31 protein-coding genes and 1 tRNA gene are annotated in these 25,774 nt (G+C 69.0%); 11 read left to right on the plus strand and 21 right to left on the minus strand.

What is annotated here, in order from left to right; all coding sequences use genetic code 11:
- Nucleotides 1–36: 36 nt before the first annotated feature.
- Nucleotides 37–111 (plus strand) — tRNA-Glu (locus tag NVS83_RS14455).
- Here the strand turns inward: NVS83_RS14455 and NVS83_RS14460 are convergent.
- Nucleotides 99–1,322, minus strand: a complete 1,224-nt coding sequence (locus tag NVS83_RS14460) for a tyrosine-type recombinase/integrase (RefSeq protein WP_258739942.1) — start codon at nucleotides 1,320–1,322, stop codon at nucleotides 99–101. The genes NVS83_RS14455 and NVS83_RS14460 overlap by 13 nt on opposite strands.
- A 44-nt stretch (nucleotides 1,323–1,366) precedes the next feature.
- On the opposite strand from NVS83_RS14460, the gene NVS83_RS14465 reads away from it, so the two are divergent.
- Entirely contained in the window at nucleotides 1,367–1,543 is a 177-nt protein-coding gene (locus tag NVS83_RS14465) for a DNA cytosine methyltransferase (RefSeq protein ID WP_258739943.1), read from the plus strand.
- Between the two features lie 10 nt (nucleotides 1,544–1,553).
- Here NVS83_RS14465 and NVS83_RS14470 read toward each other — a convergent pair whose 3' ends face one another.
- The 4 genes from NVS83_RS14470 to NVS83_RS14485 all read right to left on the minus strand — a co-directional run bounded on the left by NVS83_RS14470 (nucleotide 1,554) and on the right by NVS83_RS14485 (nucleotide 2,943).
- Complete coding sequence (locus NVS83_RS14470; RefSeq protein WP_258739944.1) at nucleotides 1,554–2,009, minus strand: BrnA antitoxin family protein; 456 nt, start codon at nucleotides 2,007–2,009, stop codon at nucleotides 1,554–1,556.
- Nucleotides 1,978–2,271 carry a HigA family addiction module antitoxin gene (locus tag NVS83_RS14475; protein ID WP_258739945.1) on the minus strand — a complete coding sequence of 98 codons (294 nt, stop codon included), beginning with the start codon at nucleotides 2,269–2,271 and terminating at the stop codon, nucleotides 1,978–1,980. The genes NVS83_RS14470 and NVS83_RS14475 overlap by 32 nt, the downstream gene beginning before the upstream one ends.
- Before the next feature lie 12 nt (nucleotides 2,272–2,283).
- A complete protein-coding gene (locus NVS83_RS14480) occupies nucleotides 2,284–2,565 on the minus strand; it encodes a type II toxin-antitoxin system RelE/ParE family toxin (RefSeq protein WP_258740121.1) in 282 nt (93 codons plus the stop codon).
- A 117-nt stretch (nucleotides 2,566–2,682) separates the two neighbouring features.
- The gene (locus NVS83_RS14485) at nucleotides 2,683–2,943 is read right to left on the minus strand and encodes a DUF1488 family protein (protein WP_258739946.1); all 261 of its coding nucleotides are present in this window, start codon (nucleotides 2,941–2,943) and stop codon (nucleotides 2,683–2,685) included.
- A 57-nt stretch (nucleotides 2,944–3,000) separates the two neighbouring features.
- Between NVS83_RS14485 and NVS83_RS14490 the strand changes: the two genes are divergently transcribed.
- Complete coding sequence (locus tag NVS83_RS14490) at nucleotides 3,001–3,705, plus strand: DUF7146 domain-containing protein (RefSeq protein WP_258739947.1); 705 nt, start codon at nucleotides 3,001–3,003, stop codon at nucleotides 3,703–3,705.
- 273 nt (nucleotides 3,706–3,978) lie between these two features.
- On the opposite strand, the gene NVS83_RS14495 is transcribed toward NVS83_RS14490, so the two are convergent.
- The 7 genes from NVS83_RS14495 to NVS83_RS14525 all read right to left on the minus strand — a co-directional run bounded on the left by NVS83_RS14495 (nucleotide 3,979) and on the right by NVS83_RS14525 (nucleotide 9,543).
- On the minus strand, nucleotides 3,979–4,614 hold the full coding sequence (locus NVS83_RS14495) for an NrsF family protein (RefSeq protein WP_258739948.1): 636 nt from the start codon (nucleotides 4,612–4,614) through the stop codon (nucleotides 3,979–3,981).
- Nucleotides 4,615–4,680: 66 nt separating this feature from the next.
- Entirely contained in the window at nucleotides 4,681–5,316 is a 636-nt protein-coding gene (locus NVS83_RS14500) for an NrsF family protein (RefSeq protein WP_258739949.1), read from the minus strand.
- 108 nt (nucleotides 5,317–5,424) lie between these two features.
- Complete coding sequence (locus NVS83_RS14505) at nucleotides 5,425–5,787, minus strand: EamA family transporter (RefSeq protein WP_258739950.1); 363 nt, start codon at nucleotides 5,785–5,787, stop codon at nucleotides 5,425–5,427.
- Nucleotides 5,784–6,884 (minus strand): NAD-dependent epimerase/dehydratase family protein, encoded by a 1,101-nt coding sequence (locus NVS83_RS14510; protein ID WP_258739951.1) that lies wholly within the window; start codon nucleotides 6,882–6,884, stop codon nucleotides 5,784–5,786. The genes NVS83_RS14505 and NVS83_RS14510 overlap by 4 nt, the downstream gene beginning before the upstream one ends.
- A gap of 11 nt (nucleotides 6,885–6,895) precedes the next feature.
- Nucleotides 6,896–7,654 carry a glycosyltransferase family 2 protein gene (locus NVS83_RS14515; RefSeq protein WP_258739952.1) on the minus strand — a complete coding sequence of 253 codons (759 nt, stop codon included), beginning with the start codon at nucleotides 7,652–7,654 and terminating at the stop codon, nucleotides 6,896–6,898.
- Entirely contained in the window at nucleotides 7,651–8,370 is a 720-nt protein-coding gene (locus NVS83_RS14520; RefSeq protein ID WP_258739953.1) for a TIGR04282 family arsenosugar biosynthesis glycosyltransferase, read from the minus strand. Before NVS83_RS14520 ends, NVS83_RS14515 begins: the two co-directional genes overlap by 4 nt.
- A gap of 21 nt (nucleotides 8,371–8,391) precedes the next feature.
- Nucleotides 8,392–9,543 (minus strand): trans-sulfuration enzyme family protein, encoded by a 1,152-nt coding sequence (locus NVS83_RS14525; RefSeq protein ID WP_258739954.1) that lies wholly within the window; start codon nucleotides 9,541–9,543, stop codon nucleotides 8,392–8,394.
- 244 nt (nucleotides 9,544–9,787) lie between these two features.
- Between NVS83_RS14525 and NVS83_RS14530 the strand changes: the two genes are divergently transcribed.
- Nucleotides 9,788–10,381 carry a sigma-70 family RNA polymerase sigma factor gene (locus NVS83_RS14530; protein WP_258739955.1) on the plus strand — a complete coding sequence of 198 codons (594 nt, stop codon included), beginning with the start codon at nucleotides 9,788–9,790 and terminating at the stop codon, nucleotides 10,379–10,381.
- On the opposite strand, the gene NVS83_RS14535 is transcribed toward NVS83_RS14530, so the two are convergent.
- Complete coding sequence (locus NVS83_RS14535; protein ID WP_258739956.1) at nucleotides 10,382–11,092, minus strand: DUF1223 domain-containing protein; 711 nt, start codon at nucleotides 11,090–11,092, stop codon at nucleotides 10,382–10,384.
- A gap of 218 nt (nucleotides 11,093–11,310) precedes the next feature.
- Here NVS83_RS14535 and mtnK point away from each other — a divergent pair, with 218 nt between their 5' ends.
- Nucleotides 11,311–12,576 (plus strand): S-methyl-5-thioribose kinase, encoded by a 1,266-nt coding sequence (gene mtnK, locus NVS83_RS14540; protein ID WP_258739957.1) that lies wholly within the window; start codon nucleotides 11,311–11,313, stop codon nucleotides 12,574–12,576.
- A gap of 38 nt (nucleotides 12,577–12,614) precedes the next feature.
- Here the strand turns inward: mtnK and NVS83_RS14545 are convergent, their stop codons facing one another.
- Nucleotides 12,615–13,112, minus strand: coding sequence for a PRC-barrel domain-containing protein (locus NVS83_RS14545; protein ID WP_258739958.1), 498 nt, complete (start codon nucleotides 13,110–13,112; stop codon nucleotides 12,615–12,617).
- A 105-nt stretch (nucleotides 13,113–13,217) separates the two neighbouring features.
- Between NVS83_RS14545 and NVS83_RS14550 the strand changes: the two genes are divergently transcribed.
- The 5 genes from NVS83_RS14550 (at nucleotide 13,218) to NVS83_RS14570 (ending at nucleotide 18,129) form a co-directional block, all read left to right on the plus strand.
- Nucleotides 13,218–13,862 carry a cytochrome b/b6 domain-containing protein gene (locus NVS83_RS14550; protein WP_258733618.1) on the plus strand — a complete coding sequence of 215 codons (645 nt, stop codon included), beginning with the start codon at nucleotides 13,218–13,220 and terminating at the stop codon, nucleotides 13,860–13,862.
- Between the two features lie 10 nt (nucleotides 13,863–13,872).
- Nucleotides 13,873–14,661, plus strand: a complete 789-nt coding sequence (locus NVS83_RS14555; protein ID WP_258739959.1) for a molybdopterin-dependent oxidoreductase — start codon at nucleotides 13,873–13,875, stop codon at nucleotides 14,659–14,661.
- 44 nt (nucleotides 14,662–14,705) lie between these two features.
- Nucleotides 14,706–16,697 (plus strand): hypothetical protein, encoded by a 1,992-nt coding sequence (locus NVS83_RS14560; protein ID WP_258739960.1) that lies wholly within the window; start codon nucleotides 14,706–14,708, stop codon nucleotides 16,695–16,697.
- Between the two features lie 19 nt (nucleotides 16,698–16,716).
- Nucleotides 16,717–17,349, plus strand: a complete 633-nt coding sequence (locus NVS83_RS14565) for a 5'-methylthioadenosine/S-adenosylhomocysteine nucleosidase (protein ID WP_258739961.1) — start codon at nucleotides 16,717–16,719, stop codon at nucleotides 17,347–17,349.
- A 93-nt stretch (nucleotides 17,350–17,442) separates the two neighbouring features.
- Nucleotides 17,443–18,129, plus strand: a complete 687-nt coding sequence (locus tag NVS83_RS14570; protein ID WP_258739962.1) for an SDR family NAD(P)-dependent oxidoreductase — start codon at nucleotides 17,443–17,445, stop codon at nucleotides 18,127–18,129.
- Nucleotides 18,130–18,334: 205 nt separating this feature from the next.
- On the opposite strand, the gene NVS83_RS14575 is transcribed toward NVS83_RS14570, so the two are convergent.
- From NVS83_RS14575 to NVS83_RS14590, 4 genes are read right to left on the minus strand one after another with little or no spacing between them, the layout of a single operon-like run.
- On the minus strand, nucleotides 18,335–19,183 hold the full coding sequence (locus tag NVS83_RS14575; protein WP_258739963.1) for an alpha/beta fold hydrolase: 849 nt from the start codon (nucleotides 19,181–19,183) through the stop codon (nucleotides 18,335–18,337).
- A 59-nt stretch (nucleotides 19,184–19,242) separates the two neighbouring features.
- On the minus strand, nucleotides 19,243–19,716 hold the full coding sequence (locus tag NVS83_RS14580; RefSeq protein WP_258739964.1) for a nuclear transport factor 2 family protein: 474 nt from the start codon (nucleotides 19,714–19,716) through the stop codon (nucleotides 19,243–19,245).
- Nucleotides 19,713–20,345 carry a pyridoxamine 5'-phosphate oxidase family protein gene (locus NVS83_RS14585; protein WP_258739965.1) on the minus strand — a complete coding sequence of 211 codons (633 nt, stop codon included), beginning with the start codon at nucleotides 20,343–20,345 and terminating at the stop codon, nucleotides 19,713–19,715. The genes NVS83_RS14580 and NVS83_RS14585 overlap by 4 nt, the downstream gene beginning before the upstream one ends.
- Before the next feature lie 54 nt (nucleotides 20,346–20,399).
- A complete protein-coding gene (locus NVS83_RS14590) occupies nucleotides 20,400–20,945 on the minus strand; it encodes a carboxymuconolactone decarboxylase family protein (RefSeq protein WP_258739966.1) in 546 nt (181 codons plus the stop codon).
- A gap of 119 nt (nucleotides 20,946–21,064) precedes the next feature.
- Between NVS83_RS14590 and NVS83_RS14595 the strand changes: the two genes are divergently transcribed.
- Nucleotides 21,065–22,030 (plus strand): LysR family transcriptional regulator, encoded by a 966-nt coding sequence (locus tag NVS83_RS14595; RefSeq protein WP_258739967.1) that lies wholly within the window; start codon nucleotides 21,065–21,067, stop codon nucleotides 22,028–22,030.
- A 178-nt stretch (nucleotides 22,031–22,208) separates the two neighbouring features.
- On the opposite strand, the gene NVS83_RS14600 is transcribed toward NVS83_RS14595, so the two are convergent.
- From NVS83_RS14600 to NVS83_RS14610, 3 genes are read right to left on the minus strand one after another with little or no spacing between them, the layout of a single operon-like run.
- Nucleotides 22,209–23,477 carry an ABC transporter substrate-binding protein gene (locus NVS83_RS14600; RefSeq protein ID WP_258739968.1) on the minus strand — a complete coding sequence of 423 codons (1,269 nt, stop codon included), beginning with the start codon at nucleotides 23,475–23,477 and terminating at the stop codon, nucleotides 22,209–22,211.
- Nucleotides 23,474–25,036, minus strand: coding sequence for an ATP-binding protein (locus NVS83_RS14605; protein WP_258733629.1), 1,563 nt, complete (start codon nucleotides 25,034–25,036; stop codon nucleotides 23,474–23,476). Before NVS83_RS14605 ends, NVS83_RS14600 begins: the two co-directional genes overlap by 4 nt.
- A 1-nt stretch (nucleotide 25,037) precedes the next feature.
- Nucleotides 25,038–25,766: a response regulator transcription factor gene (locus NVS83_RS14610; protein ID WP_258739969.1), complete on the minus strand. Its 729-nt coding sequence runs from the start codon at nucleotides 25,764–25,766 to the stop codon at nucleotides 25,038–25,040.
- Between the last annotated feature and the right edge of the window lie 8 nt (nucleotides 25,767–25,774).

A 25,774-nucleotide genomic window follows, 5' to 3' on the forward strand; every position in this document is an offset into this window, starting at 1 on the left:
CAAGCTGCCGCTCGCCCCTATAAGGGCCCCGCCTGCGCGCCCTTCGTCTATCGGTTAGGACGCCACCCTTTCACGGTGGAGAGAGGGGTTCGACTCCCCTAGGGCGCGCCATCTGCCTTTTTTGGCTTTGATTTTGCTGATGAATTCGGCTTTTTTCCCAAACTTCCCCGGTCAGTTTGGGAGCGTTTGTTCTTTTCCTGTTCCGAAAGGCGCTCGATAGCCGCGCGGGCGAGGCGCTTCTGGTCGGCCTCGCGGGTGTACCGTTCAACTTCGGCGAGCGTCTTGTGGCCGGTCACCGAAGCGATCTCGTTGGCCGAGCATCCGGCTTCGGCGAGGCGCCGCGCCGCCGCCTTTCGCAGGCCATGGGTGACGCACTCATCCGGCAGGCCGGCCTTGCCGATCTTCTCGGCCATCCAGTTGCCGAACCCCGCCGGCGTGAACGGCTTGCCGTACTCCGTGACGAGAATGGAGACATGCTCGCGCGGCGCTGCCGAAAGAACCCGGCGCAGGGACGGATGCAGGGGTATCCAGAGCCGGGCTCGCGTCTTGGTCTGCACCACCCGAATCAGACCATCATCGATGTCACGCCACGACATGGCGACCACGTCCGAGCGCCGCTGCCCCGTGTAGAGCAGCAGGGCGAAGGCCAGCCTCTCCCTGGTGCCGACCTTCCATTTCTTCTCGAAGGTCGCGATTTGCGGCTCGTCCCAGGTGTGAAACTCGCCGCTGCCGAAGCGCTTGATGCGCAACGTCGGATCGTCCCGGCGCCACTTGCCGTCGATCGCGAAGTGCATGAGCACCCGAATCTTCTTCAGCAGATCGTTGGCCGCGCCGGGCGTGGCGGCGCGCTTCGCCATATCGAGCCATCGCTCCATCACCCGACGGTAGGCACGCCGGGTCGATGGCGCGAGACGAAGAAAATCCGGGCTGGCGAGATAGTCGCCGACCAGCCGCTCGAGCGTGCCCTCGCCGCCTCGCACCTTCTTCGGCGCTTCCTCCTCGGCCGCGAAGGCCGCCTGATACGCCTCCATGAACACGGGCGAACCGGGAATGCCCAGGAGCATCACCCGCTTTCCGCCCGGTCGGCGGAAATAGTGGCGCGCAACGCCGTATGCGAGTTCGTCGGCTGGCATCCGGTGGACGTGCGCACCGGCAAGCCGATCGCGTCCCGCAAGGGCGAGTATTTCCACGCGTGGATCCGCACCATCCAGGCGCTCGGCTTCGAACCGGAATGGCACAAACTGAACGCGGCCGACTATGGCGACGCCGCCACGCGCCAACGCTTCGACCTGGTGCAAGGCTCTGCCGAGGGCCAGCGCCACGACATCCTGTTCCGCACGCTGGGCCGTCCGAGCGGGCGGCCGCAATGGGGTTCGACTCGGAGGAGGCGGCCTACAAATTCGCCGGCACCAAGACCGAGCAGATCAAGCAGATCGGCAACGCGGTCTCGGTCGCGAAGATGCGCGCCTGCGTCGGCGCGCTGATGGCCGATGCCGCGCCGGCCGATCGCGCTCCGGTGGAATTTCGGGAGGCGGCGGAATGATATCGTCGCCTCAGTTCTTCCCGATCGCCCGCTTCAGCGTCTCGTCGATGCGGGTCTGCCAGCCCGGGCCGGTGGCGCGGAAATGCGCCAGCACGTCGGGCGACAGCCGCAGCTTGACCGCTTCCTTTGTCGGCGCCTTCTGCCGGCCGCGCGCTCGCTTGACCGCCGCGACGAAGTCCGGCGCGACCTCGGCGCTCGGGCGCATGCGGGCGATCATCTCATCTGGCACCGGGGGATTGTCCGGGTCCGCCTCGGCGGCGGCCGTGATGGCCGCGTCTTCCTCCGGGGTGATCGCCTCCAGGCTGCGGAGCGCCCGCTCGCGCGCGGCTGCCCACTTCGTCTTCGTTTCCGGGTCGTTCATGCCATCACCCCGTCGTCGCATCGCCGGCGCGGCCGGCAGGCGCTGTACTTCTATTCCGGCGCCGCCCCTCGTTTCACGCCGCTTCGTGCGGAGCGATGTCGTCAATGTCCGGCCGCTCCTGCGCGGCGAGCGAGAGATCATAGCTCGCCTGCAGGTTCATCCAGAACTCAGGTCCGGTGCCGAGGAAGCGGCCGAGCCGCAGGGCGGTGTCGGCCGTCACCGGCGCCTCCTCGCGCGCCAGGCGCTCCACCCGCGTGCGTGGCACGTGCAGCGCCTTGGCGACGGCATAGGGGGTGAGGTGCATCGGGGTGAGGAACTCCTCCCGCAGGATCTCCCCAGGGTGGATGGGAGGGTGTGGGCCGAGCATAGCGGTCTCTCCTCAGTGATAGTCGACGATCTCGACGTCGGCGGCGTGGCCGTCGCGCCAGATGAAGCAGATGCGGAACTGGTCGTTCACGCGGATGGAATGCTGGCCGGCACGATCGCCCTTCAGAGCCTCGAGCCGGTTCGCCGGCGGTACGCGCAGCGCCTCGAGCGAGACGGCGGCGTTGACCATGGCGAGCTTGCGCTGCGCGGGGCGGACGAGATCGGCCGGGAAGCCCTTGCCGACGGTGCCGTTCCACACCGCTTCCGCCAGCTTGTTCTTGAAATTCAGGATCATCGTCGCCGAACCGCCTTCGATGAAGACAACGTATCTCATCACGATACGTTCGGCAAGGAAAAAGTATCGCGCGACGATACGTCCGCAGGCGGCGGGCGGGAGGGTGCCGTTCGGCGGCTAAAGATCGGTAGCGGAAAGGTGCACGCCGTTGCCGTCGCGCCGGTAGCGCACCGATGCGGCGAGCTCGATGGGCACGCGGTTCGTCGTGAAGGCGCGAAGCAGATTGCCCCGCGCGCCGAACTTCTTTCTCAGCGCCTCGGCCGAGATCGAGCACGTCACGTCCTGTCCCGTCCTCGTGTCCCGCATCGGAAAGCGGATCGTCATGTCGTCGTCGAACGTCGGCTCGCCCCTCACGCGCATCAGCGCCATGTCCCACATGCCCCCTGCCCCTTGGACACCCATTGTGCAGCACGGCAACAGCGGAGGAGAGGTAGCATGATCACCGCCTCCGCCCTTGACGACCTACGCGCGCGCAACCCGGTGCCGGATATCGCCGGCAGATGGGTGAGCCTGCGCCGGGGCTCGCGCGCCGGGCGCTTCATCGGCCCGTGTCCGCTACATTCCAAGGACCCGCACGCGAAGGACAGTACCTCCTTCGAATGCTGGGCGGACGGCTGGGTGTGCGCCACCTGCCAGGACGGCGGCGACGTGATCCGCCTCGTCGAGCTCTATGAGCGGCTCGACTTCCGCGCCGCGGTCCAGTGGCTCGGCGGGGCGCAGGAGGTGGACCCGGCCGAGGAAGCACGCCGTGCCCGCGAACAGGCCGAGGCAAAGGCCCGCGCGGCGCGGGACGACAACGCCTTCCGCGAGCGCGAGCGGGCGGATCTGTGGTCGCGCTGGAGCGAGGCGAAGCCCTGGCCCGGCACGCCGGTGGACGACTATCTGCGCCTGCGCCGCCTCGTCGCCCCGCCGGGCGCCCTGCTGCGGGCGCACCCCGCCCTGCCCTATGTGGTCGCGGCGCCCGATGCGCAAAGCCGCCCGGGTTGGCGGCGCCTGCATAGCGGGCCGGCCATGCTGGCGGCGATCCTTGGCCCGGATGGGCGCTTCGCCGGGCTGCACATCAGCTGGATCGACCTCGCCCAGCCCAAGGGAAAGCTGGCGCCGACCTATTCCGACACCGGTTGGCGCCAGTCTAGGTAGCAGAATCCATCGCGCGTCCGCCCCGCTCGCACCCATCGAGCGAGGCGACCATAACTTATGTGCGCCAAACGAGCATCGGAACGACTCCGCGAGCTTGCCGATAGTGAGGCCGACGGCCCTCAGCATCCCTCCCATGAGCGGGATCGGCTCGAAGCCAGACGATCGGCCGTCGTCGCAAGTATCGCGATCGCAGTTCGCGCTTTTCGACCGAAATCACGTAGCCATGCGTCGATGATCGGGTGATCGCCGGGGATGTCCGCTCGCCGGCATCGCTCACCAGCGCAGCAGCCGCTGGCCGAGGCCGTAACCGGCGGCGGCCATGACGGCGAACGCCATCGGATACCAGAAGGCGACGAATAGCGGGCTGTCGTCGTCGCAATTGGCGGCATAGAAGGTCGCGGCGATCGCGGCCGCCGTGAGGCCTGCTGCCACGCCGGCGCGCCCCGGATGCGCCGGCGCGCCCCGGCGCAGCACCGCAAGCAGGCAGGCAAGGGGCCCGAGCGACAGCAGCGGAATGAGGGTGAGGCACAGCCGGCCGTTATGGCCGATCATCTGTCCGCGCCAGGTCGCGGACGGCAGCAGCCACAATTCGCTGGCCACCGCGCCCAGCAGCAGCGCGGGCGAGGCAAGAACCCGCCAGCGCCACAGGCCGATGTCGGCACCCGGACGGGCGAGGCTCAGCAGGAGGCCGACGGTGCCGAGCGCCAGCGGCACGGTGATCACGAACTTGAACAGGAATCGCCCGGTGCGCAGCGCCCTTTCGAAATCCGGCCGCACCCCGATCGCGGTGGAGAAGACCAGGCCGGCGATCGCGACGCCGGCCAGCGTGGCGGCGAGGAACAGGGTACGGAACGCGAAGGCCGGCGCGGTGTCCTGCGCTAGAAGGTCGATAAGCTCCTCGGTCTTCACGTCGGCCTCCGCAAGCGTATCCCTCTGCCATGGATACGTGCGGGGACACCACTCCGTTACAGGGCGCTACCAGGCCAGCAGTCGCCGACCGCCGAGATAACCGGCCGCGGTCACTATGGCGATCGCCACGCTGTACCAGACCGCCACGAAGAGCGGGCTGTCGTCCGGGCAGTGCGCCGCATAGAAGGTGGCGGCAATGCCCCCGGCCGCGAGGCCCGCCAGCGCCCCGGCGCGTCCGGCGTGGGCGGGGGCGCCGCGCCGCAGCACCAGCAGGACGCACGCCAGCGGCGCGACGGCGAGCAGCGGGATCACCCGGAGGCAGAAGGCGGAGTTCTGGCCGACCAGCCGCGTCATCCAGGCCTCGCGCGGCACCACCGCGAGCTCGGCCGCGACCCCGGCGAGCAGCAGCAGCGGAGCGGCCGCAAGAAGCCAGAGCCAGGGCCCCGTGCGCACGCCCGGCCGCGCCATGGCGAGGCTCAGGCCGACGGCGCCGGTCGCCAATGTCAGCGTGATCACGAACTTGAACAGGAAGCGCACCGTCTCCGCCGCATGCGCGAAATCCGGCCGCGGCCCGATGGTCGCGAAGAATACCACCGCGCAGGCGGCGACCGCCGCAAGCAGCGCAAAGTCGAACAGCCGGCGGAACGGCCATTGCGGCGTGGCGTCCTCCGCCAGCAGCTCGATCAAGTCGTCGGTCTTCACAGTACAAGCTCCCGCCGGCAGGAACCGGCCCGGCTAGCGGACCGCCCCTTCCGACGTCTGAATTCGTCTCCGTCTCGGCAGACATAACATGGCTTTGCCGCCGTCGCGCTAGCTGCGGGCCAGGACGAGCACGCCGGCGAGAATGATTCCGATGCCGGCCATGCGTGCCGGCGGCATCGTCTCGCCGAGCCACTGCCACCCCGCGAGCGCCACCAGCACGAAGCCAAGCGCGAGAAACGGATAGGCGAAGGAAACCTCCACCCGCCCGAGCACATAGAGCCACAGCAGCAGACTCATGGCGTAGCAAGCCAGCCCACCGAGCACCGAGGGCTGGAACGCGAGTGCCAGCAGCCCGGCGGGACCCGGCTCGGCGGCCGCCCCTGCCCTCGCCCCAAGACGCAGCAGGATCTGGGCGAGCGCGTTGAGCGCCACGCTGGCGAGGATGAGGCCGACAAGGGCGAACCGGCTCATGCCCCGCCCGTCATCGCCCGTTTCATCCCGGCACCGGCCGCCTGGGGTGCGGTGTCCGCCCGGGGATGAAGGCCGGCGAACTCGGCCATCCCCTCCTCGAAGCTGACGCGCGGATGCCAGCCGAGCTCGCGCCGCAGCCGCGAGGAATCGGCGGTGATGTGGCGCACATCGCCAAGGCGGTACTGGCCCGTCACGACCGGCGGCGGACCGCCGAGCGCGTGGGACAGCGCGAGGGCCATCTCGCCCACCGTGCGCGGCGTCCCCGAGCCGACATTATAGGCGCCAACGCCCTCCCCATGCAGTTCACAAGCCAGCACGGTGGCGGCCGCGATATCGCCGACATGGATGAAGTCGCGCCGCTGGTTGCCGTCCTCGAACACCTTCGGCGCTTCTCCGCGACGGAGCGCGGAGGTGAAGATCGAGGCGACGCCGGCATAGGGCGTGTCGCGCGGCATGCCGGGGCCATAGACGTTATGATAGCGCATCATCGCCACGCAGCCGCCGGTCGCGCGGGCCCAGTTGGCGGCGTAGAACTCCTGCGCGAGCTTGCTGGTGGCATAGGCGTTGCGAGGATCGGCGGGCGTGTCCTCGCCGACGAGCCCGCTGGCAAGCGGCCGCCCGCAATGAGGACAGGGCGGCTCGAAGCGTCCTGCCGCCAGATCCCGCGCGCGGCGCGGCGCCGGACGCACCGCGCCATGCTCCGGACAGGTGGCGAAACCCTCGCCATAGACCACCATCGAGCTCGCCAGCGTCAGGCGCGACACGCCCTCCTCCGCCATGCCCACCAGCAGCTCGGCGATGCCGACATCGTTCGAGGAGGCATAGTCGGGCATGTCGGCGATATCGACACCGAGCCCGACCTTGGCGGCGAGGTGGATCACCGCGTCGACGCCCTTCACCGCCCGCGCGACCAGCTCGCGATCGCGCACGTCGCCGATCAGCGCCTCGACGCCCCGCGCCACCTGCCAGGCACCGCCATCGCGATGGACGTCCGGCCGCAGCGAATCGAGCGCGCGCACCTCATGGCCGCGCGCGAGCAGCTCGGCGAGCACATGGGTGCCGATGAAACCGGCGGCGCCGGTGACGAGGATGTGCATGCGCCTCTCCGCTAGCTGTTTCTCAAGGTCGACGCCGGGCCGGCGGGGGCCGCGCCGACCGCGCGCCGGGCGCGGGCGAGGCGCAGAAAGGTCGAGGTGATCTTGAAGGCTGCGGCAAGGCCCGCCCTCAGATTGCCCGAGACCTTCGACACGCCGCCACGCCGGCAGCGATGATCGACGGCGATCTCCCGGCACCGAAGGCCGGCGCCCGCCGCGCGCATCTGCATTTCGAGATTCCAGCCATAGGTGGTCTCGCTCATGCCGAGCGCCGCGAGCCGCTCGCGCTGCATGGCCCGCAGCGGCGACATGTCGGTGAAGCGCACGCCATAGGCGAGGCGCAGCAATACCCCGGCGATGCGTCCGGCCACGATCTGCTGGGGGGTCATCGAGCCCGGCTCACGCCGCCCCAGGATGCGCGAACCCATCACGAAATCGGCCTCGCCCGCCGCGACCGGCGCCACGATCGCCGGAATGAAGGCCGGCACGTCGCTTCCGTCGCCGTCGAGGAAGCAGACGATCCCGCAACCCGGCCCCACGCCCGCCAGCCCGGCGGCGCAGGCGCGCCCGTAGCCGCGCTGCGGCTCGCTCACCACCCTCGCGCCGGCTTCGGCCGCCCGCTCCGCGGTCCGGTCGCGCGAGCCGTTGTCGACGACGATCACCTCGCCGACGCCGACGGCGAGCACGTCACGCACGACCGCGCCGATCGCCTCCTCCTCGTCGAGGCAGGGAATGATCACCGTCACCACGGACAGGTCGCGCGGGGCGCTCATGCGGCCCTCCCGGTGCGGCGACGCTCCCGCACGAAAGCGCGGGTGCGCGGCGCCGGTGCGCCGGCCATGCCTGGCCGCGCGACGGCCGGCGGCACGCCGTCCATCTCCTGCTCGAGCCAGGCATAGGACAAGGCGTCGTCGACATCGTACCAGCCGGGCAGCTCGACCACGGGCAACCCGATCTCCCGCGCCCGCTCCAGCGTGAGGCGATAGACGTCGGCGGTGCTCCAGGGGATGTCGGCGAACAGATGCGCGTGCGGGCGCGTCAGGCCGATCAGCGTATAGCCACCGTCGGCCGCCGGGCTCAGCACCACCGGGGCGCCCGCATGCAGCGCCTCGACCGCCGCCTGCAGGATCGCCGCCGGCAAGGTGGGACTGTCGGAATTGATCAGCATGGCGCCAGCATGGCCGGCGGCCAGGAGATCGGAGATCCCCTTGTGCAGCCGGGCGCCGAGATCGCCCTCCCCCTGCAGTACCAGGCCGAAGCCGGGCGGCAGCAGCCGCCGCAGCGCCGGCTCGGTGCCGGCGGGGGTGTAGACGGCATAGCCCTGCGCTTCGGCGACCTCCGCGACCTCGGCGATGGTCGCGGTAAGATCGGCGATGAAGCAGGCGGAGATCGCCGCACACTCGTCCGGGTGCAGCGGCGGCGAGAGCCGGGTCTTCGACTTGCCCGGTGCAGGCGTCTTGCAGATGACCGCGACGGCGATCGTGCTCATGGGAGGATCCTCACTTCGTCGTCACGCCAGCAGATCGAGGGACTGGGCGAGGTCGCGGTAGAGGTCGCCTGGATCCTCGAGCCCGACCGAGAGCCGCAGCAGATCTTCGGGACAGGGCGAGCCTTCGCCCTCGATCGAGGCGCGATGTTCGATGAGGCTCTCGATGCCGCCGAACGAGGTCGCGCGGCGCCAGAGCTGCACGCGCGCCGCCACCGCGACGGCCGCCGCGCCCCCGCCGCGCACCCGCACCGACAGCATTCCGCCGAAGCCGTCCGGCATCTGCCGCGCCGCCACCGCATGGTCAGGATGGGTGGGCAGCCCCGGATAGAGCACGCCAGCGATCGCCGGGTGTCCGGCGAGGCGCTCGGCGATCAGCGCGGCGCTACGGCTCTGCTCGCGCACCCTGAGGTCGAGGGTGCGCAGGCCGCGCATCAGGAGCCAGGCGTCGAAGGCGCCGGGAACGGCCCCGTTCTGGTCGCGCATCTCCTTGATGCGCAGCCACAGGCCGGACGGGTCGGCGGTGGCGAGCGCTCCCGCGACCACGTCGGAATGGCCGTTCAGGTACTTGGTCGCGGAGTGCATCACGATGTCGGCGCCCAGATCGAGCGGCTTGGTCAGCACCGGCGTCGCGACCGTGGAATCGGCGCAGACCAGCGCGCCGGCCCGGTGCGCGATGTCGGATACCGCCATGATGTCGGTCAGCGTCCACAGCGGATTGCTCGGGGTCTCGATCCAGACGAGGCCGGTGCGTCCGGGCCGGATCGCCGCGCGTATCGCGTCGAGCCGCGACATGTCGACGAAGCTGATCTCGTGAAAGACGCTGCCGAAGCGTTCGAGCCAGACCCTCAGGCCCCAGTACATCGCCTTCGGCGCGACGATATGAGTCGGGGGCAGCGCGGCGAATACGGCGGTCGCCGCCGCCATGCCGGAGCCGAACAGCAGCGCCTCCCGGGCGTGCTCCAGCTCGGCGAGCTGGCGTTCGGCCTGCTGCACCGAGGCATTGTCCTTGCGGCCATAGACGGGGCCCGAGCTGTAGCCATTATCCGCATCGCGGGTGTAGGTCGCGCTCATGTCGATCACGGGCGTCAGCGCGGTCGGGGACGGCCGCCCGCCGCCGAGAGCCCGGGCGGCAATGGTACGCGGTGTGGGAAGGCTGGCGGGGCGGTCGTCCATGGAATCGCGATCAACCTGTGTCCGGAAACGGAGCGACCCATTCCCGGCAGGGCCCAGTGAACGTGTCATCGGCTTCTACGCGGCCGGAATGGACTTCGTTACAGCCCCGCCATGCCATCCGGTTATTTTTGCGGTCGCACGGCAGGCGGGGCGGCGCGGCACGGCTCCAGCGGCAGCTCCCCAGCTTGGGGTTTTGGATCGCCAGATATAAAATGGATCCAAGGAGGCCCACTGGGGAACATGGGTGGAAGAGTCAGCTCGCGAGGAGGAATGGGCAGCGCTGATGCGGGCCGCTCTCGCCGGTGATGCAGGCACCTACCGCCGCTTCCTCCAATCGATCACACCGTATCTGCGGCGCCTCGCCCAGCAGAGCTGCGCGCGTTTCGGCGCCTCGGCCAGCGACGCCGAGGACGCGGTGCAGGAAGCTCTGCTCGCGATCCACCTGAAGCGCGGCACCTGGGACCCCGCCCGGCCGATCACCCCTTGGCTGTCGGCGATCGTGCGCAACAAGCTGATAGACATGCTCCGCCGGGCCGGCCAGCCGGCGGTGCCGATCGACAACCTGGTCGAGGTGCTCCCCGCCGGAGAAGCGGGCTCCGCGCCGGAAGCCGGCGATATCGAGCGGCTGATTGGCAAGCTGAAGGACCAGCAGCGGAGCGTGGTGCGGATGGTCTCGCTCGAGGGCTGCTCCGCCCGCGAGGCCGCCACCCGTCTCGGCATGAGCGAAACGGGGGTGCGGGTTGCCCTGCACCGGGCACTGAAGTCGCTCGCGAGCCTCTACGAGGCGGGCGCCGGGCGGGCGATGGTGAAGCGGGCGCGCGACCCCGGCGGCGGTTGATCAGTCGGTCGCCGCCGCGAGTATCGGCCCGCCGGCGCTCTCCTGCACCAGAACCGCCGTCCGCAGGCCGTCCGGAGCCGGCGACACCTTGAACGCTCTCGCCGCGCCGTTCCAACCGCCGAGCCGAGCAAGACCATGCACCACATGGCTGTGCGGCAAGGTCCGCCCGGAATTCTCGCCGCGGCGCACCGGCACCTCGACCAGACGCGGGTCGTACCGGACCAGCCACACATCGGCGGCGCCCCGGCCCGGCCGCGCGGCCCCGATCTCGACCCGGCCCGGCCGCAGCGTCAGCGCCGGTCCGCTCTTGCGGGGACTGGCGGCGATCAGCGCCTCCATCTGCCGCCGGTCATAGCCGATCGCGCTCGCCTGCCCGTCGACCACCATCTGCGGCGTAAAGGGCCCGCTCTGGCCGAGCTTCGGCTCGTAGGTCACCTGGCGCTCGGTATATTCGGGCCGGCCGAACGCGTCCTTCCAGCCGAGATAATCCCAGTAGGTGACGCTGAAGCTCAGCGCCAGCACGCCGGGCCGATCCGCCAGCGCGATCAGCGTCGCATTGGCCGGCGGACAGGAGGAGCAGCCCTGGCTGGTGAACAGTTCCACCACCGGCTGGCGGGCGGGCGGAACGGCCTCCTCCGCCGCGAGGCGTGAGGCGGGAGCCACGAGGCCCCCGAGGGCGGCAAGCATGGCGGCGATGGCGACGCCTTTCATGGGATCACTCCGTCTGGGTTGGCCGGCGGTCCACGCGGAACCACCGACCTTCCCTTCGCGCGCGCCGGCGCCGACGTTACCGGCTCACGCGCTCGTGTCCGCCGTGATCACGAAGCCGTGAAGCGTGTAACGAGCTCTCGCTCCTCCCCGTACCCGTCCCTGCGAGGACCCGGATGGCTGACGGCGGGCCGGCTCCCCGCCAGACGCGGAGATGCCGGATGCTCACCCGACCGCCCTATGCGCCGCTCGGCGCCGACACGCTTCCCGACCGGCTCGGGCATCGGCCCGAACTGACGCGTCTTCTCGGTCCTCCCGCGCAATGGCGGGTGCGCGAGGTCGGCGACGGCAATCTCAACCTCGTCTTCATCGTCGAGGGTCGCGACGGCTCGCTGGTGGTCAAGCAGGCGCTGCCCTATGCGCGGGTGGTCGGCGAGAGCTGGCCCATGTCGCTCGACCGCGCCTTCTTCGAATACGAAGCCTCCATGCGCCTCGGCGCCCGCGACCCCGGACGCATGCCCACGCTCCACCTCTTCGACCGCGAGCAGGCGCTGCAGGTCATGGAGCACCTGACGCCGCACATCATCCTGCGCAAGGGGCTGATCGCCGGCACCCGCTACCCTGCGCTTGGCGAACATCTCGGCCACTTCCTCGCCCGCACGCTGTTCAGGGGCTCCGACTGGGCGATGGAGACCGCGCACCGCAAGGCGGACCTCGCGCTGTTCGCCGGCAATGTCGAATTGTGCGGCATCACCGAGGATCTGTTCTTTACCGACCCGTTCTTCGACTGCCCGCGCAACCGCCACAATCCGGCGCTCGACGCCGAGGTGGCGACGGTCCGCGCCGACCGCGCCCTCAAGCTCGCGGCGCTGCGACTGAAGGCGCGGTTCTGCACGGGCGCCGAAACGCTGGTGCACGGCGACTTCCACACCGGCTCGGTGATGGTGAGCGAGCAGGACAGCCGCGTCATCGACGCCGAATTCGCCACCTATGGCCCGATGGGCTTCGATATCGGATCGCTGCTGGCCAATCTGTGGATGGCGGCCTTCGCCCAGGAAGGCCTGAGTCCGGGCGACGCCGACACCCGCGCCTATCGCCGGTGGATCCACGATCTCGCCGCGCAGATCTGGCGGGTCTTCACCGACGAGTTCGCCCGCCTGTGGCGCAGCGAGCGCACCGGCATCCTCGGCGGACACGATCTCTTCGAGGCGCAGGGCGACCGCGGGGGCGCCGAACAGGCGCTCGCCGCGCGGCTTGCCGCGATCTGGCACGACACGCTGGGCTTCGCCGGGCTGGAAATGCATCGGCGCGTCCTCGGCCTCGCCCATATCGCCGAGTTCGAGGCGATCGGCGATGAGGCCGCGCGGGCCGCTTGCGAGCGGCGGGCGCTTCGCCTCGGCCGGGCGCTCGCCGTGACGCCGGAGCGCTTCGCCGATGTCGCGGCCGTGAACGCATTCGCGGTGGGACTCGCCGGGGGCGAGCGATGACCGCCCGCCCGCTCGTTCGCCGGGAGGACTCGCGCCGTTCAGCGGCGCGAGATCGCGATGCGGATGGTGTCGTCGGCCGGGATCGACGTGCCCGCCCCGTCCGCCCAGGTCGGCAGGCCCGGAAAATCCTCGCGCGGGATGTCGAGCACGTTCAGGTGCCGGGCGAGGATGGCCACGGTCTCGATCGGGACGCCGACCGGCCGGGCGCCATAGCCGAGAAAGCCGCCATACGGCATGACCAGCACGATCCGGCCGTCCGGCGTGCGGACCACCTTCTCGACATAGCCGAGAACGCGGTCGTCGTAATCCTGCATCGGCAGGCCGATCAGGTCGCCGACCCGAACCTTCTGGGGGAAGCGCCGGTTCATGCGCTCCTGCGGCGTCAGGCCGTCGGCGCGCGCGCCGGGCTGGGTATGCGCCCCGCCTTCGGCGCGCATCGGCTTGGGGTCGGGACTGGTCTCGTCGGCCCGCGCGGCACCCGCCGCGGCGCCGAACGCCAGCCCCCCGAGCAGAACGGCGCGGATGATGGTCTTCATGGCTCAACACTCATCGATGAAGGCAATAATGAGTAAATAATATCAATATTCACCTTCGTCAAACCATGAATGTAGGTAATTCTATTCGTCGTGAGGGGCAATACGATGAATACGTCCAGAAAAATGCATCCTCTCGCGATACGAATGATGCATTGGACAAACGCTATCGCCATGATCATCATGATCATGAGCGGATGGAAGATCTACAATGACGAGGTGATCTTCGGATTTCTCCATTTTCCCGATGCCGTCACCCTGGGTCCGTGGGCGCAGCACGGGCTGCAATGGCATTTCTTCGGCATGTGGATCCTGGCGCTGAACGGCCTCGCCTATCTCGCCTATGGCTTTCTGTCCGGCCGCTTCCGCCGGCTGCTCTGGCCGATCCGCCCGCGCGAGGTGATCGGCGAGGCGCTCGCAGCCCTGCGCTTTCGGCTGCCGCATGCCGACCTCACCCAATACAACGCCGTGCAGAAGACGCTCTATGTCGGCGTGATGACGGTGATCGTGCTGCAGGTGATCACCGGCCTCGCCATCTGGAAGCCGGTGCAGTTCGCCGGCCTGACGGCTCTGTTCGGCGGCTTCCAGGGTGCGCGGCTCGTCCATTTCTTCGGGATGACCGCGATCTGCCTGTTCCTCGTGGTGCATGTCGCGCTCGCGCTTCTCGTGCCGCGTACGCTCCTCGCCATGTTCACCGGAGGTCCCCGGCTCGACGAGGCCGCCGCCGCTCCCACCCACGCCTCCCATTCGTGACGGACGCACCATGTCGCTGAAACGCCCGATGTCGCTGTTCCGGCCGCGCCGCGGCCCCGACCCGTCGATCCTCGCCGAGCACCGCGCCCTGATCGAGGAGATCGACCGGCGCAAGCTGCTGCGCGGCGCGGTCAGCCTCGGCGCGCTGTCCATGCTCACCGGCTGCAACATCGCCGAGCAGCCCCAGGTGCAGAGCGTGCTGCGCGCCGTCTCCTCCTTCAACGACCGGGTGCAGGAGGCGATCTTCGATCCCAATAAGCTGGCGCCGACCTATTCGGTCGATCAGGTGGTCAAGCCGCCGCGCTTCAACGCCTATTACGAGATCGAGAATGTCCGTCCGGTGGACGTCAGCGGCTGGAAGCTGGAGCTCGCCGGCCTCGTCGCGGACAAGCGGCCCTGGACGCTCGATCAGATCTACGCCCTGCCCGAGCAGGAGGAGATCATCAAGCACATCTGCGTCGAGGGCTGGGACTATATCGGCCAGTGGTCGGGGCCGAACCTCAGGCAGTTCCTCACCCGCGTCGGCGCCGATCTGAGCGCGAAATACGTCGCCTTCCACGGCAATGACGACTATCTCGAAGTCATCGACATGCCCTCGGCGCTGCATCCCCAGACCATCCTCGCCACCAAATATGCCGGCGAGCCGATCACCGACCCGTTCGGCTATCCGCTGCGCCTGCGCACCGCGGTCAAGCTCGGCTTCAAGAACCCGAAATGGATCCGCGCCATCGAGGTGACCAACGTCTACCAGGAGGGGTTCTGGGAGAAGCAGGGCTTCAACTGGTTCAGCGGCCTGTGAGCCGCCCGCCATGCCGGCGGCGCGCCACAGGGAGCCGCTGAGCCATGTTCTCCCTCGCCACCGCCGCGCTGGCGGCTGCCCTCGGCCTCGTGCTGTGGAGCCTCGCGGGCTACAGGCTGGCGCGCCGGCTCGGCTTCGGCCACGCCTTCGCCCTGCCGGTGGCGCCCGCTCTCGGCTGGGCGGCGCAGAACGTTCTGGCGCTCGCCCTCGCCGAGGTGATCGGCTTCTCGGCCCTCGCCATCCTCGCCAGCCTCGCGCTGATCCTCGTATCGACGCTGCCCACGGCAGCGACGGACGGCGCCGAGGACGACGAACTCCCGCCCTGGTGGATCGCCCCGGCCGCCGGCCTTCTCGCCCTCGTTCCGGCGCTCGCCGTGGTGCCGAAGCACACCGCCGACGGCGTGATCCTCGCCGCCGCCGTCTTCGACCACTCCAAGATCGCGCTGATCGACGAGATGCTGCGGGCGGGCGTGCCGCCGGTCAATCCGTTCTACGGCCCGGCCGGGCAGCCGGCGGAGATATCCTATTACTATCTCTGGCATTTCGGCGCGGCGCAGATCGCCCGCCTCGCCGGCGCGACCGGCTGGGAGGCGGATGCGGCGGCGAGCTGGTTCACCGCCTTCTCGACCGCGCTGCTGATGGCGGGGCTCGCCTTGCGCCTCGGCGGCAACCGGCTGGCGCCCGCCCTCGCTCTCGCCCTGTGCGCCACCGGCTCGCTGCGGCCGCTGCTCGAGTGGCTCGCCGGCGCCGGGCTCGATCAATGGCTCGCACCCGCCACGGGCCTTGCCGGCTGGCTGTTCCAGACGAGCTGGAGCCCGCATCACGTCGCCGCCGCCGGCAGCCTCGTCATCGCGGCCCTGCTCGGCGTGCGCCTCGCGCGCCGGCCGGATGCGCCGACCTGCCTCGTGCTCGCCCTCGTGATGGCCGCGGCCTTCCAGAGCTCGTTCTGGGTCGGCGGCGTCGTGCTCGCACTGGTGGCGCTCGCCCTCGCCCCGCTGCTCGTGTGCGCCGCGCCCGCGCGAGGTCGCGTCCGCTTCGTCCTCGCGGCCGCCGTCGCCGGGCTCCTCGCCCTCGCCTTCGCGGCGCCGCTGCTGCTCGCGCAGTACCATGCCGCGCTCGGGCGCGGCAGCGGCAGTCCGGTCGCGCTGCGGGCCTATGAGGTGCTCGGGCCGATGATGACCGCCCATTTCGGCCGTGCGCTCGATCTGCCGGCCTACTGGCTGGTGCTGCTGCCGGTCGAGTTCCCGCTCGTGGTCATCGCCGGCGCGCTCACCCTGCTGTGCCGGATCTGCGCGCCCGACGCGGCGCCGCGGCGCCTCGAGGTGCGGGCGCTCGCCCTGGTCGCGGCGGTGAGCTTCGCCACGAGCTGGCTGCTGGTGAGCACGGTCGGCGACAACAACGATCTCGGCTGGCGCGCCGTGCTGCCGGGGCTGATGGTGCTGACGGCGGCGGCCGCGGCCGGCCTTGCCGGACTGGTCGCCCGGCGCGCGCGCCTCGCGCTGGTCGCGGCACTCGCCCTCTTCGCGGCGAGCCTGCCGGCCGCTGTGATCATACTGGCCGGCAATGCCGGCGGCGACGCCTCGCCCTCGGCCGCCGCCTTTGCACGGGCGCCGGCGATGTGGGCGGCGGTGCGGCGCGCCGTGCCGGCGCAGGACCGCATCGCCAGCAATCCAGCGCTGTTCGCCGACATGACGCCCTGGCCGGTCAACATCTCCTGGGCGCTGCTGGCCGACCGCCGCTCATGCTTTGCCGGCAAAGAATTGGCCATCGCCTTCGCGCCGCTGGCGCCGGCGGCGCGGGAGACGATCTCGCGTCAGTTCCTCGCCGTGTTCGACGGCCGGGCGAGCCCGGACGACGTCCATGCCCTGGCGGAGCGCTACGGCTGCCGGGCGGTCCTCGTCACCGCGCGCGACGGAGCGTGGACACGGGACCCCTTCGCGGCGAGCCCCGACTACCGGCTGGTCGAGACGGAGCCGGACGCCTGGCGGCTCTATCGCGCCACCGCGCCGGCCTCTTCACCGACCGTTCGTCCCTGAGACCCAAGGAGCCGTGCCCATGCAGGACCCCCACCGGCATCTCGCCGTGCTGGGCGGCATCACCGTCCTGCCCATCATGGCGACGCCGCACGAATATGGCCCACATCTGCGCGCCCGCATCGATCCGTTGATCTGCGGTGTCGGCCCGGTCGAGGCGGCGGCGGCGACCGCCATCGCGCTCGCGCGGCTCGAGGCCGCCGGCCGGCTGCCCGATCTCGTCGTCACGCTCGGCTCGGCCGGCTCGCGGCGGCTCGATCACGCCGCCGTCTACCAGGTCGCCAGCGTCAGCTATCGCGACATGGACGCCTCGCCGCTCGGCTTCGAGAAGGGTGTGACGCCGTTCCTCGACGAGCCGGCGGTGATCCCCATCGTCCTACGGATCGAAGGCATTCCCGCCGCCTCGCTCGCCACCGGCGCCTCGGTCGTCTCCGGAGACAGCTACGACACGCTCGCCGCCGACATGGTGGACATGGAGACCTTCGCGGTGCTGCGGGCGGCACGACGCTTTGGCGTGGAGATCATCGGGTTACGGGGGATCAGCGACGGCCGCGACGAACTCGCCCGGCTCGGCGACTGGACGGAGTATCTTCACGTCATCGATGCGAAGCTCGCCGACGCGCTCGACATGTTCGAGGCTCAAATGTCACGGTAATCGTTCGATCCGGACGTGGGCCGAGCTTCGAGACCGTCGAAACGCGCGGCGATGCGAGCTGCCGAAAGGTCGAAACCAGCAGACGGTGTTTCCATGACGGACATTCCCTACAGCAACGCTCTGATCATCGGCACCGGCCCAGGCATCAGCGCTTCGCTTGCGCGGACCCTGCGCACCGCCGGCCTTTCCGTGGTGATCGCCGCGCGCAACGTCGAAAAGCTGAAAACACTGGCGCAGGAAACGGGTGCGATGGCCATTCCGGTCGACGCGACCGAGGCGCGGCAGGTCGAGCGGCTGTTCGCCGAGACCGAGGCGCGGATCGGCGCCCCGGAAATCGTCGTCTACAATGCGAGCGGTCGGCTTCGCGGTCCGATAGCCGAGCTCGACCCCACCGAGGTCGAGCGGGCCGTCGCGGTCTCGGCGATGGGCGCCTTCTATGCCGTCCATCAGGCAGCCCGGCGCATGGTCCCGGCCGGCAAGGGCGCCATCCTGCTCACGGGGGCCACCGCCGGCGTGAAGGGATTCGCGCTTTCGGCTCCCTTCGCGATGGGCAAGTTCGCGCTGCGCGGATTGGCGCAAAGCGCGGCGCGCGAGCTGATGCCCAAGGGTATCCATGTCGCGCACATCGTCATCGACGGCGGCGTGCGCCGCGAGGCCGACCCATCGGACGGCACGCTCGATCCGGATGCGATCGCCCGGACCTATGTCGACCTGCTGCGCCAGCACCGCAGTACGTGGTCGTGGGAACTGGAGATCCGTCCCTGGGTCGAGCGATTCTGAGAAGCGACGCCCGACCGGGGATGTGCGGTTGAGACAGACGGGACAAGCCGGGGCCGCAGGGTCCCGACGCCCGCCCCGCGCGCGATGCGTCGTCAGATTTCGACGACGCGGCCCGCGATCCGGGCGCCACCGGCGAAGCAGCGGCGGCGAGACAGCTCCGCTGCCTCACGCCCCGTTGCCACATCCGTCGGCGTGAGGCCCGCGCCTAAAGAGAAGCGCGGATCGCGTCCGCGATTTCGCGCGCATGCGTCTCCAGCGCGAAATGGCCGGTGTCGAGGAGGCGGATGTCCGCACCCGGAATGTCGCGCCGATAGGCTTCGGCGCCCGCGGGAAGGAAGAACGGATCGTGCCGCCCCCACACCGCCAGCAGCTTCGGTTGATATTCCCGGAAGTAGGCTTGGAAGGTCGGGTACAGCGCGACGTTGCTGGCATAGTCGAGGAACAGATCGAGCTGGATCTCATGCACCCCGGGCCGCCCGGTGTACCAGGCATCCAGGCTGTATCCGTCCGGGGAAACCCGGGTGGTGTCGGCGACGCCATGCTCGTACTGCCAGCGGATCGACTCCGGCGTCAAAAGCCCGCGCAGCGCCTGCCGGTTGGCGTCGCTCGTGTCGCGCCAGTAGCGCTCGATCGGGTTCCAGCCATTGCTCAGGCCCTCCTGATACGCATTGCCGTTCTGCGTGACGATCGCCGTGATCCGCTCGGGATGGGCGAGCGCCAGGCGAAAACCCGTCGGCGCGCCATAGTCGAACACATAGAGCGCGTACCGATCGAGACCGATCACCTCGGTGAATCGGCCGGCCACCTTCGCGAGCTTGTCGAACGTGTAGGCGAACGCCTCCCGCGGCGGCAGGGCGGAGCGTCCGAACCCGGGAAGATCCGGGGCGACGAGGTGGAACCGATCCGCGAGCAAGGGGATCAGGTCACGGAACATATGGCTCGACGAGGGGAAGCCGTGCAGCAGCAGCACGGTCGGGTTGGCCCGGTCGCCGGCCTCGCGATAAAAGACCTCGAAGCCGTCGACGTCGACGGAGCGATAAGACGTGTCGGACATGACTTTCTCCTTGCCGTGTTCGCGCAGCCGATGGGAGCTGGATGGACGGGGCGAGCGGCCTAGAGGCCGAGTTCGCTCAGGCCGGGGTGATCGTCCGGGCGACGTCCGAGCGGCCAGAAGTAGCGGCGGTCGGCTTCGCGGATCGGCAGGTCGTTGATGCTGGCGTAGCGCCGGCGCATCAGCCCGTTCTCGTCAAATTCCCAGTTCTCGTTCCCATAGGACCGAAACCAGCTCCCGCTGTCGTCGTGCCACTCATAGGCGAAGCGCACGGCGATGCGGTTTTCACCGAAGCTCCACAGTTCCTTGATGAGGCGATAGTCGAGCTCACGGCGCCATTTGCGCTCGAGAAAGGAAATGATGGCTTCCCGGCCTTCCACGAACTCGCTGCGGTTCCGCCACGAGCTGTCGAGGGTATAGGCGAGCGCGACCCGCTCCGGATCCCGGCTGTTCCAGCCGTCCTCGGCGAGCCGAACCTTTTCGATCGCGCTCTCACGTGTGAAGGGGGGCAGCGGCAGGCGCTGGATAGCGGTCATTTTGATGTTCCTTGCGGTGCGAGCTGAGCGCGAAGCGCTGCGCATTCCGCTTCAAGGGCCTGCAGGCGGTCGCGCAGCGGCTTCACCGCCTCCGCAACCTCCAGCTCCGTGAAGCGAGGGGTTATGTGCTGCTGGCAGTTCCAATCGAACGCCTGCAGCTTCAGTCGAAATATCCGTTCGGGCCTTGCCCGATAGCCGGAAGGCGCGACGAGCTCATCGAGCTCGGGCTCCGCGCCCAGCGGGAGCACCGTGACGTGGGCGTAGATCTTCAAACGCGCACGCCTCGGATAATCCATGAGGATCAGGCAAGCGCGATCGTCCGCCGCCAGGTTGCCGACGCTGATGTATTGGCGGTTGCCCCGGTAGTCGGCGAAGGCCAGCGTGCGATCGTCCACGACCTTGAGGAAACCGGGCGGGCCGCCCCGATGCTGCACGTACGGCCAGCCGCTTTCCGAGACCGTCGACATGTAGAAGCTGTCACGCGTGGCGATGAAGGCCGCCTCGTCCGGGCTGAATCGGTCGGAAGGCCGGTTCCCCTTGAAGTCGGACCACAACCCGTCGGCGCCCATCGCCGCCTGGGCGGCGCGGACACTCGGCGTGACGGCGATATCGAGGAAATCATAGGGCATGGCAGCCTCCGCTGCGTCACGTGGCGAACCGGGGTGCGCCCAGCCCGGCCGAATTCAGGCCGCCTCGGCGGCGTGAACGACGGGGAAGTCGATGTCGGTCTTCGCGACCTCGTTGAGGTAGTTGGTGAACGTGTTCTCCACGACCAGCGCGACGATCTCGACGATCTGGGCGTCGGCGAAGCCGGCGGCGCGCACGGACGCGATGTCCGCGTCGGAAACGTGACCGCGCTCGCTCGCCACCTTCGCCGCGAAGCTCACCGCGGCATCGGCCGTCGCATCGCTCGAGCGGCCCTTGCGGTTCAGCGTGATCTCGTCGGGGCCGATCTTCGCGAGGTTGAGGCCGAGATAGGTATGCGCCGAAAGGCAATAGTCGCAGCCGTTCACCTGGGCCACGGCGAGGGCGATGCGCTCGCGGGTCTTCACGTCCAGCGCCTTGGTGAGCGGCCCGCTGAGGCCGGCATAGGCGTTGATCGCAGCCGGACTGTTGGCGATCAGGCGAAACAGATTCGTCACCACGCCGAGCGACTTGTGGATGGCATCGAGCACCGGCTTCGAGGCTTCCGGGGCGTCATCGAGGTTGGGGACAGCGAGGCGGGACATGGAGCATCTCCTCAGGGCCGAGCCGGGACTGGCTCGTGTGAGGAGGAAGATGTTGGATTTCGGTCAGAAGGATAATCCGGTATCCATGAGAAGGATTTCACCGGAAATCGGGAAGATCGATGGATCGCTTCGAAGCCATGTCGATGTTCGCCGCGGTCACCGAGAAGGGAAGCTTCTCTGCGGCGAGCCGCGCGCTCCACGTGCCCCTGGCAACGCTCAGCCGCAAGATTTCGGACCTCGAGACCCTTCTCGGCGTACAGCTTCTGACCCGGACGACCCGAAAGCTCGCGCTCACCGAGGCCGGCATCGCCTATCTGGCGGCGGCACGTCGGATTCTCGAGCAGGTGGAGGAAGCCGAGCGCGAGGCCGCGGGCGAGTTCATCGCGCCGAGGGGCGAACTGGTCATCACAGCGCCCATCTCGTTCGGTCGGCGGCACCTGCTCCCGATCGTCTCCCAGTTTCTGGCGACCTTTCCCGAGATCAACGTCCGGCTGCTGCAGTCCGACCGCAACCTTCACCTCGTCGATGACCATGTCGACATGGCGGTGCGCATTGGCGCGCTCCCGGACAGTTCGATGGTGGCGACGCGGGTTGGAAGCATGCGAACCGTGACCTGCCTAAGCCCCAGGCTCGCCGCCGGCCACGGACGTCCCACCGAGCCGAACGATCTCCAGCGCATGCCTTGCGTGGCCTTCGACATGGGCGTGCCGTCGCCGCACTGGAGCTACCGCTCGCCGGGCCCGGGACTGAGACTTGAGGTCGCCATCCAGCCCCGGCTTTCGGTGACGACGGCGGACGCTGCGGCGGAAGCGGCGATCGACAATGTGGGCGTCACGCGGCTCCTGCACTACCAGGTGGCTGACGCGGTCGACCGGGGGCAGCTGGACATTGTCCTGGAGGCGTTCGAGCGCGAACCGGCCCCCGTCCACCTCGTCCATGTGCCGCGCGGGCAGATGCCGCTGAAAATGAGAAGGTTCCTCAGCTTTGCCGCGCCGCGCCTGCGGCAGGCGCTCACCCGGTTCAGCGGCAAGCCTGCCGCCGATGCTCCCTCCGACGATGAGCCGGGGACGTCGCCGCAGGAATAGCCCCTTGTCGAATACGCTGGACCGCAATGTCGCAGCCGCACGCGGCACGGCGCGTTCCTTCCGCTGCCATCGACGCACTTCCTTGCCCCCGGAATGGATCTCCAGCCGAAACGGTCATCTAGACGTTTGCAATAGTCGCCTTCGCGGGACGATGGGCGACCCCGCCCGGCCGTTCGCCTCAGAGGCCGACCAGACCGCGTGGATTCGCCGTGGTCTGCCGCGCGGCGGTGCGCCCGCTCATCCAGGGCGGCGATATGAATCGCTCGGTGTTGTAGGGCTCCGGCGCGATCATGGAGAGCGGCTTACGGAAGTCCTGGATCTGGTAGAAGATGTGCGGCATCCCGAGCGAGGGATCATGAGTGACCACCGGATAGGGCACGACCGCCTGCCAGTCCGGGTGATAGCGGATCGTGCCGTGCACGCTGCGGTAGATCATGCCCTTGAGGGCGAAGGCGACCTTGCGGTTCTGCTCGAAATCGCCCGGCGGGCCGGAGCCGCCCGCCATCGCCGCCGCCACCGCGTAATGGTGCATGTTGCTGTAGGACTGGCAGCCGATGGTCGCCGTCGAGCCCTCGCCGAAGCGGGCGATGTAGCGGGCCTCGAATCGCTTGCCCATCTCGTCGCGCAGGAGCCCGATGACGGATGAGACGATCACCCCGTCGCACGCTTCCTGCGCGATGTCGTTGAAGGTGCGGTGCATCGCGCCGTATTGCAGATAGACTATGCAGTCCATCGGGTTGGCACGGAACTGCCGCTGGAAATGGGCGAGGTCCACCGCATAGAAATGCGTGTTGGCGAGCACGGCCGGATTGGTGGCGCGGGCCTCTTCCAGCACGTCGCGCCAGTGATGTGTCGGCGTTTGCACGATCTTCGGCCCGAACGCCACCTCCCAGCCGAAATCGGCCGCCGCGTTCGCCATCGCGTTGGCGATGACGATGCTGTAGGGCTTGGAGCCGGAAATGATGGCGATGCGGTTGGAGTGTGGCGTCCATTGGCCGGAATCGCGTAGCCAGGAAATGAACTTTATGAAGCCGGGCCCGTACCAGTAGTCGGCCGGGTCCGCCATGAAGCAGCCGAAATAGCGGTCGGGATCGCTCATCACCGTGTCGTGGTGCTGCAGCAGCGTGTTGGCGTGGACATAGATGATCCCCGCATCCGCGATCGGCTCGTATTCGGAGTTCTGCGGCCCGATATTGTAGCCGTTGACGATGGCGTGGACCTTGTGCTTCTCGATCAGCCAGCGCGCGGCGGTGACGACCTCCTCCGCCGTCTGCCGGCACGTATCGGCAAAGATCGGCTGGATCGGGCGTCCGAGCAGCCCGCCGCGGGCATTGAGCTCCTCGACGGCGAGAATCATTCCCTTGCGAAATTCCGCACCGTCCGCCGCCGACGGACCGGTCAGCGGCACCATGCTGCCGATGGGCACGGGTTCCATGCTGCTGGTCACGGGGCATCTCTCCTGGACTGGGAGGCGGGCGGTTCGGCGACGGACACCAGCGAGGGTTCGAACAGCAGGTTGTGCATCAGTACGCGCAGCCGCGGCGGGCTGACCGGCTTGATCAGCACCGGCAGACGGGCGGCGCGGATGCTCTCGATCACGCGCGGCTCGGCGTCGGCGGTGACGATCATCGCCGGCACCTCGGCGCCGATCGCCTTGCGCAGCCTGTCGACGACGTCCACGCCCATCTGGGTCTTGAGATTGTAGTCGGCCACGATCAGCCGGGGCGAGACGCCGCTCTCGATCAGCCGGATCGCCTCCCCCTCCTCCGCTGCCGCGTGCACGTCGATGCCCCAGCGGCGCAGGAGCTGGGTCATGGTCTGGCGCAGGATGTCGTCGTCCTCCACCAGTATGACCGGCGTGCCGACGAACTCGCCGGCTACGGTCTCGCTGATCTCGATCTCGTTGGCCTCGCTGTGCCAGATGTTGCCCATCGGCACGGTGACCGAGAAGATCGAGCCGCGGCCGACCTCCGAGCGCAGGCGGATCGGCAGTTCCAGCAGGCCCGCCAGCCGCTTGACGATGTTGAGGCCGAGGCCGAGGCCGCTCTTCTGCGCCCGCTGTTCCTCGGAGCGGAAGAACTCGTCGAACACGCGGTCGCGGTCTTCCGGCCGGATGCCGCGCCCGGTGTCCACCACCTCGATCCGCAGGCCGTTGGCCTCCCGCCGGCAGCCGACGACGATGCCGCCGACTTCGGTGAAGCGGATCGCATTGGCGACGAAATTGCTCAGGATGCGCTCCAGCAGCGCGCGGTCGGTCGCCACCGTGCCGTGCGGCCAGACGAAGGCGAGGCGCAGCCCCTTCTCGCGCGCCTGGTGGCGGAACTGGACGTCGAGCCGCTCGAACAGTTGCGAAAGCTGGAACGAGGTGATGCGCGGCTGGACACGGCCGGCGTCGAGCTGCCCGATCTGGAGAAGCGCGCCGAGCAGGTCCTCCATGATCGAGGTGGCGATCCCCATGGCGTGCAGCATGTCCGAGCGATGCTCGGGGTCCTCCTCGCGAATGCAGTTGTAGATCAGGATCTTGAGCGAGGCGAGCGGCTGGCGCAGGTCATGGTTCGCGGCGCGCAGGAAGCGGGACTTGGCCTCGTCCGTCGCCTCGGCGGTCTCCTTGGCGAGTTGCAGCGCGCGCTCGTTGTTCTTGATCGCGGTGACGTCCGCGAACGACATCGTCATGCCGCCATTGGCGGTCGGCGTCTGCGTGACGTTGAGCACGAGGCCGGTCGCGAACAGGTAGTCCTGGCTGCTCTCCGAGCCGAAGCTCGCGGTCTGCTCGCGCTGCCATGCGTCCCGGTCGGTCGGCAGCACGCATTCGGGCCAGTGGGCGATGGTGTCGATGAAGGCGTCGAAGCCCATGCCGACCGTCACCGGGAAATCGCAGCTTCGCCGGAAGCGGTCGTTCACATAGAGAAGCCGCTGCTCCGCTGACCAGATCAGGATGCCGAGCGGCGCGGCGTCCAGTCCGGCGAAGATGTCGCCCAGGTGCTCCGGCACGGGCACGTCGTTCACCTCAGGCGCTCTCCTTCGTACCGAAGCGGCCGATCGCGTAGTGCATGGCGGCGGAGCGGTCACGGATGTTGAGCTTGCGCATCGCATTGCCGAGATGCACGCGCACCGTCTGGCTGCTGAGCTCGAATTCCTCGGCGATCCGCTTCACCGAATAGCCGCGGCCGAGCAGGCTGAGCACGTCGCGCTCGCGCGGCGTCAGCAGGTCGAGCTCGTCGCGCACCTCGTCGGCGGCCTGAGCGGGCGCGGCCGGTGGGTTCGCCGGGGCGGGTGGAGGCGCCGGTGTGGCCGGGGCGGCGGCAGGCTCGGCCGCCAACTTCGGGGTGCCGCCGGCCGAACGCTCGATGATCCGACGCGGGAAGCTCACCTCGCCGGCCAGCACCCGCTCCAGCGCACGCTCGATCTCCGAGCCGCCGGCCGATTTCGGCACATAGCCGATGACGCCGTGCTCCAGCGAGCGCAGGACGTGGTCCACGTCCTCATGGACGGAGACCACCACCACCGGCACGTCCGGGAAGTTCGTGCGCAGCTTGTGAAGGCCGTCGAAGGCGTCGAAGCCGGGCATCACCAGATCGATGAGCATCAGGTCGATGTCGGGATGCTCGACCAGAAGCGCCGCCGCCTCGTCGAAGGTCTCCGCCTCGAAGGTCTCGAGCTTCTGTCGCAGGCGACGCATGACCTGCTTCAGCGACTGACGGACGACCCAATGGTCATCGGCGATGAGGATCTTCATATGGTCAC

It is taken from the genome of Ancylobacter mangrovi, from assembly GCF_024752335.1.
In the GTDB taxonomy this organism is placed as follows: Bacteria; Pseudomonadota; Alphaproteobacteria; order Rhizobiales; family Xanthobacteraceae; genus Ancylobacter; species Ancylobacter mangrovi.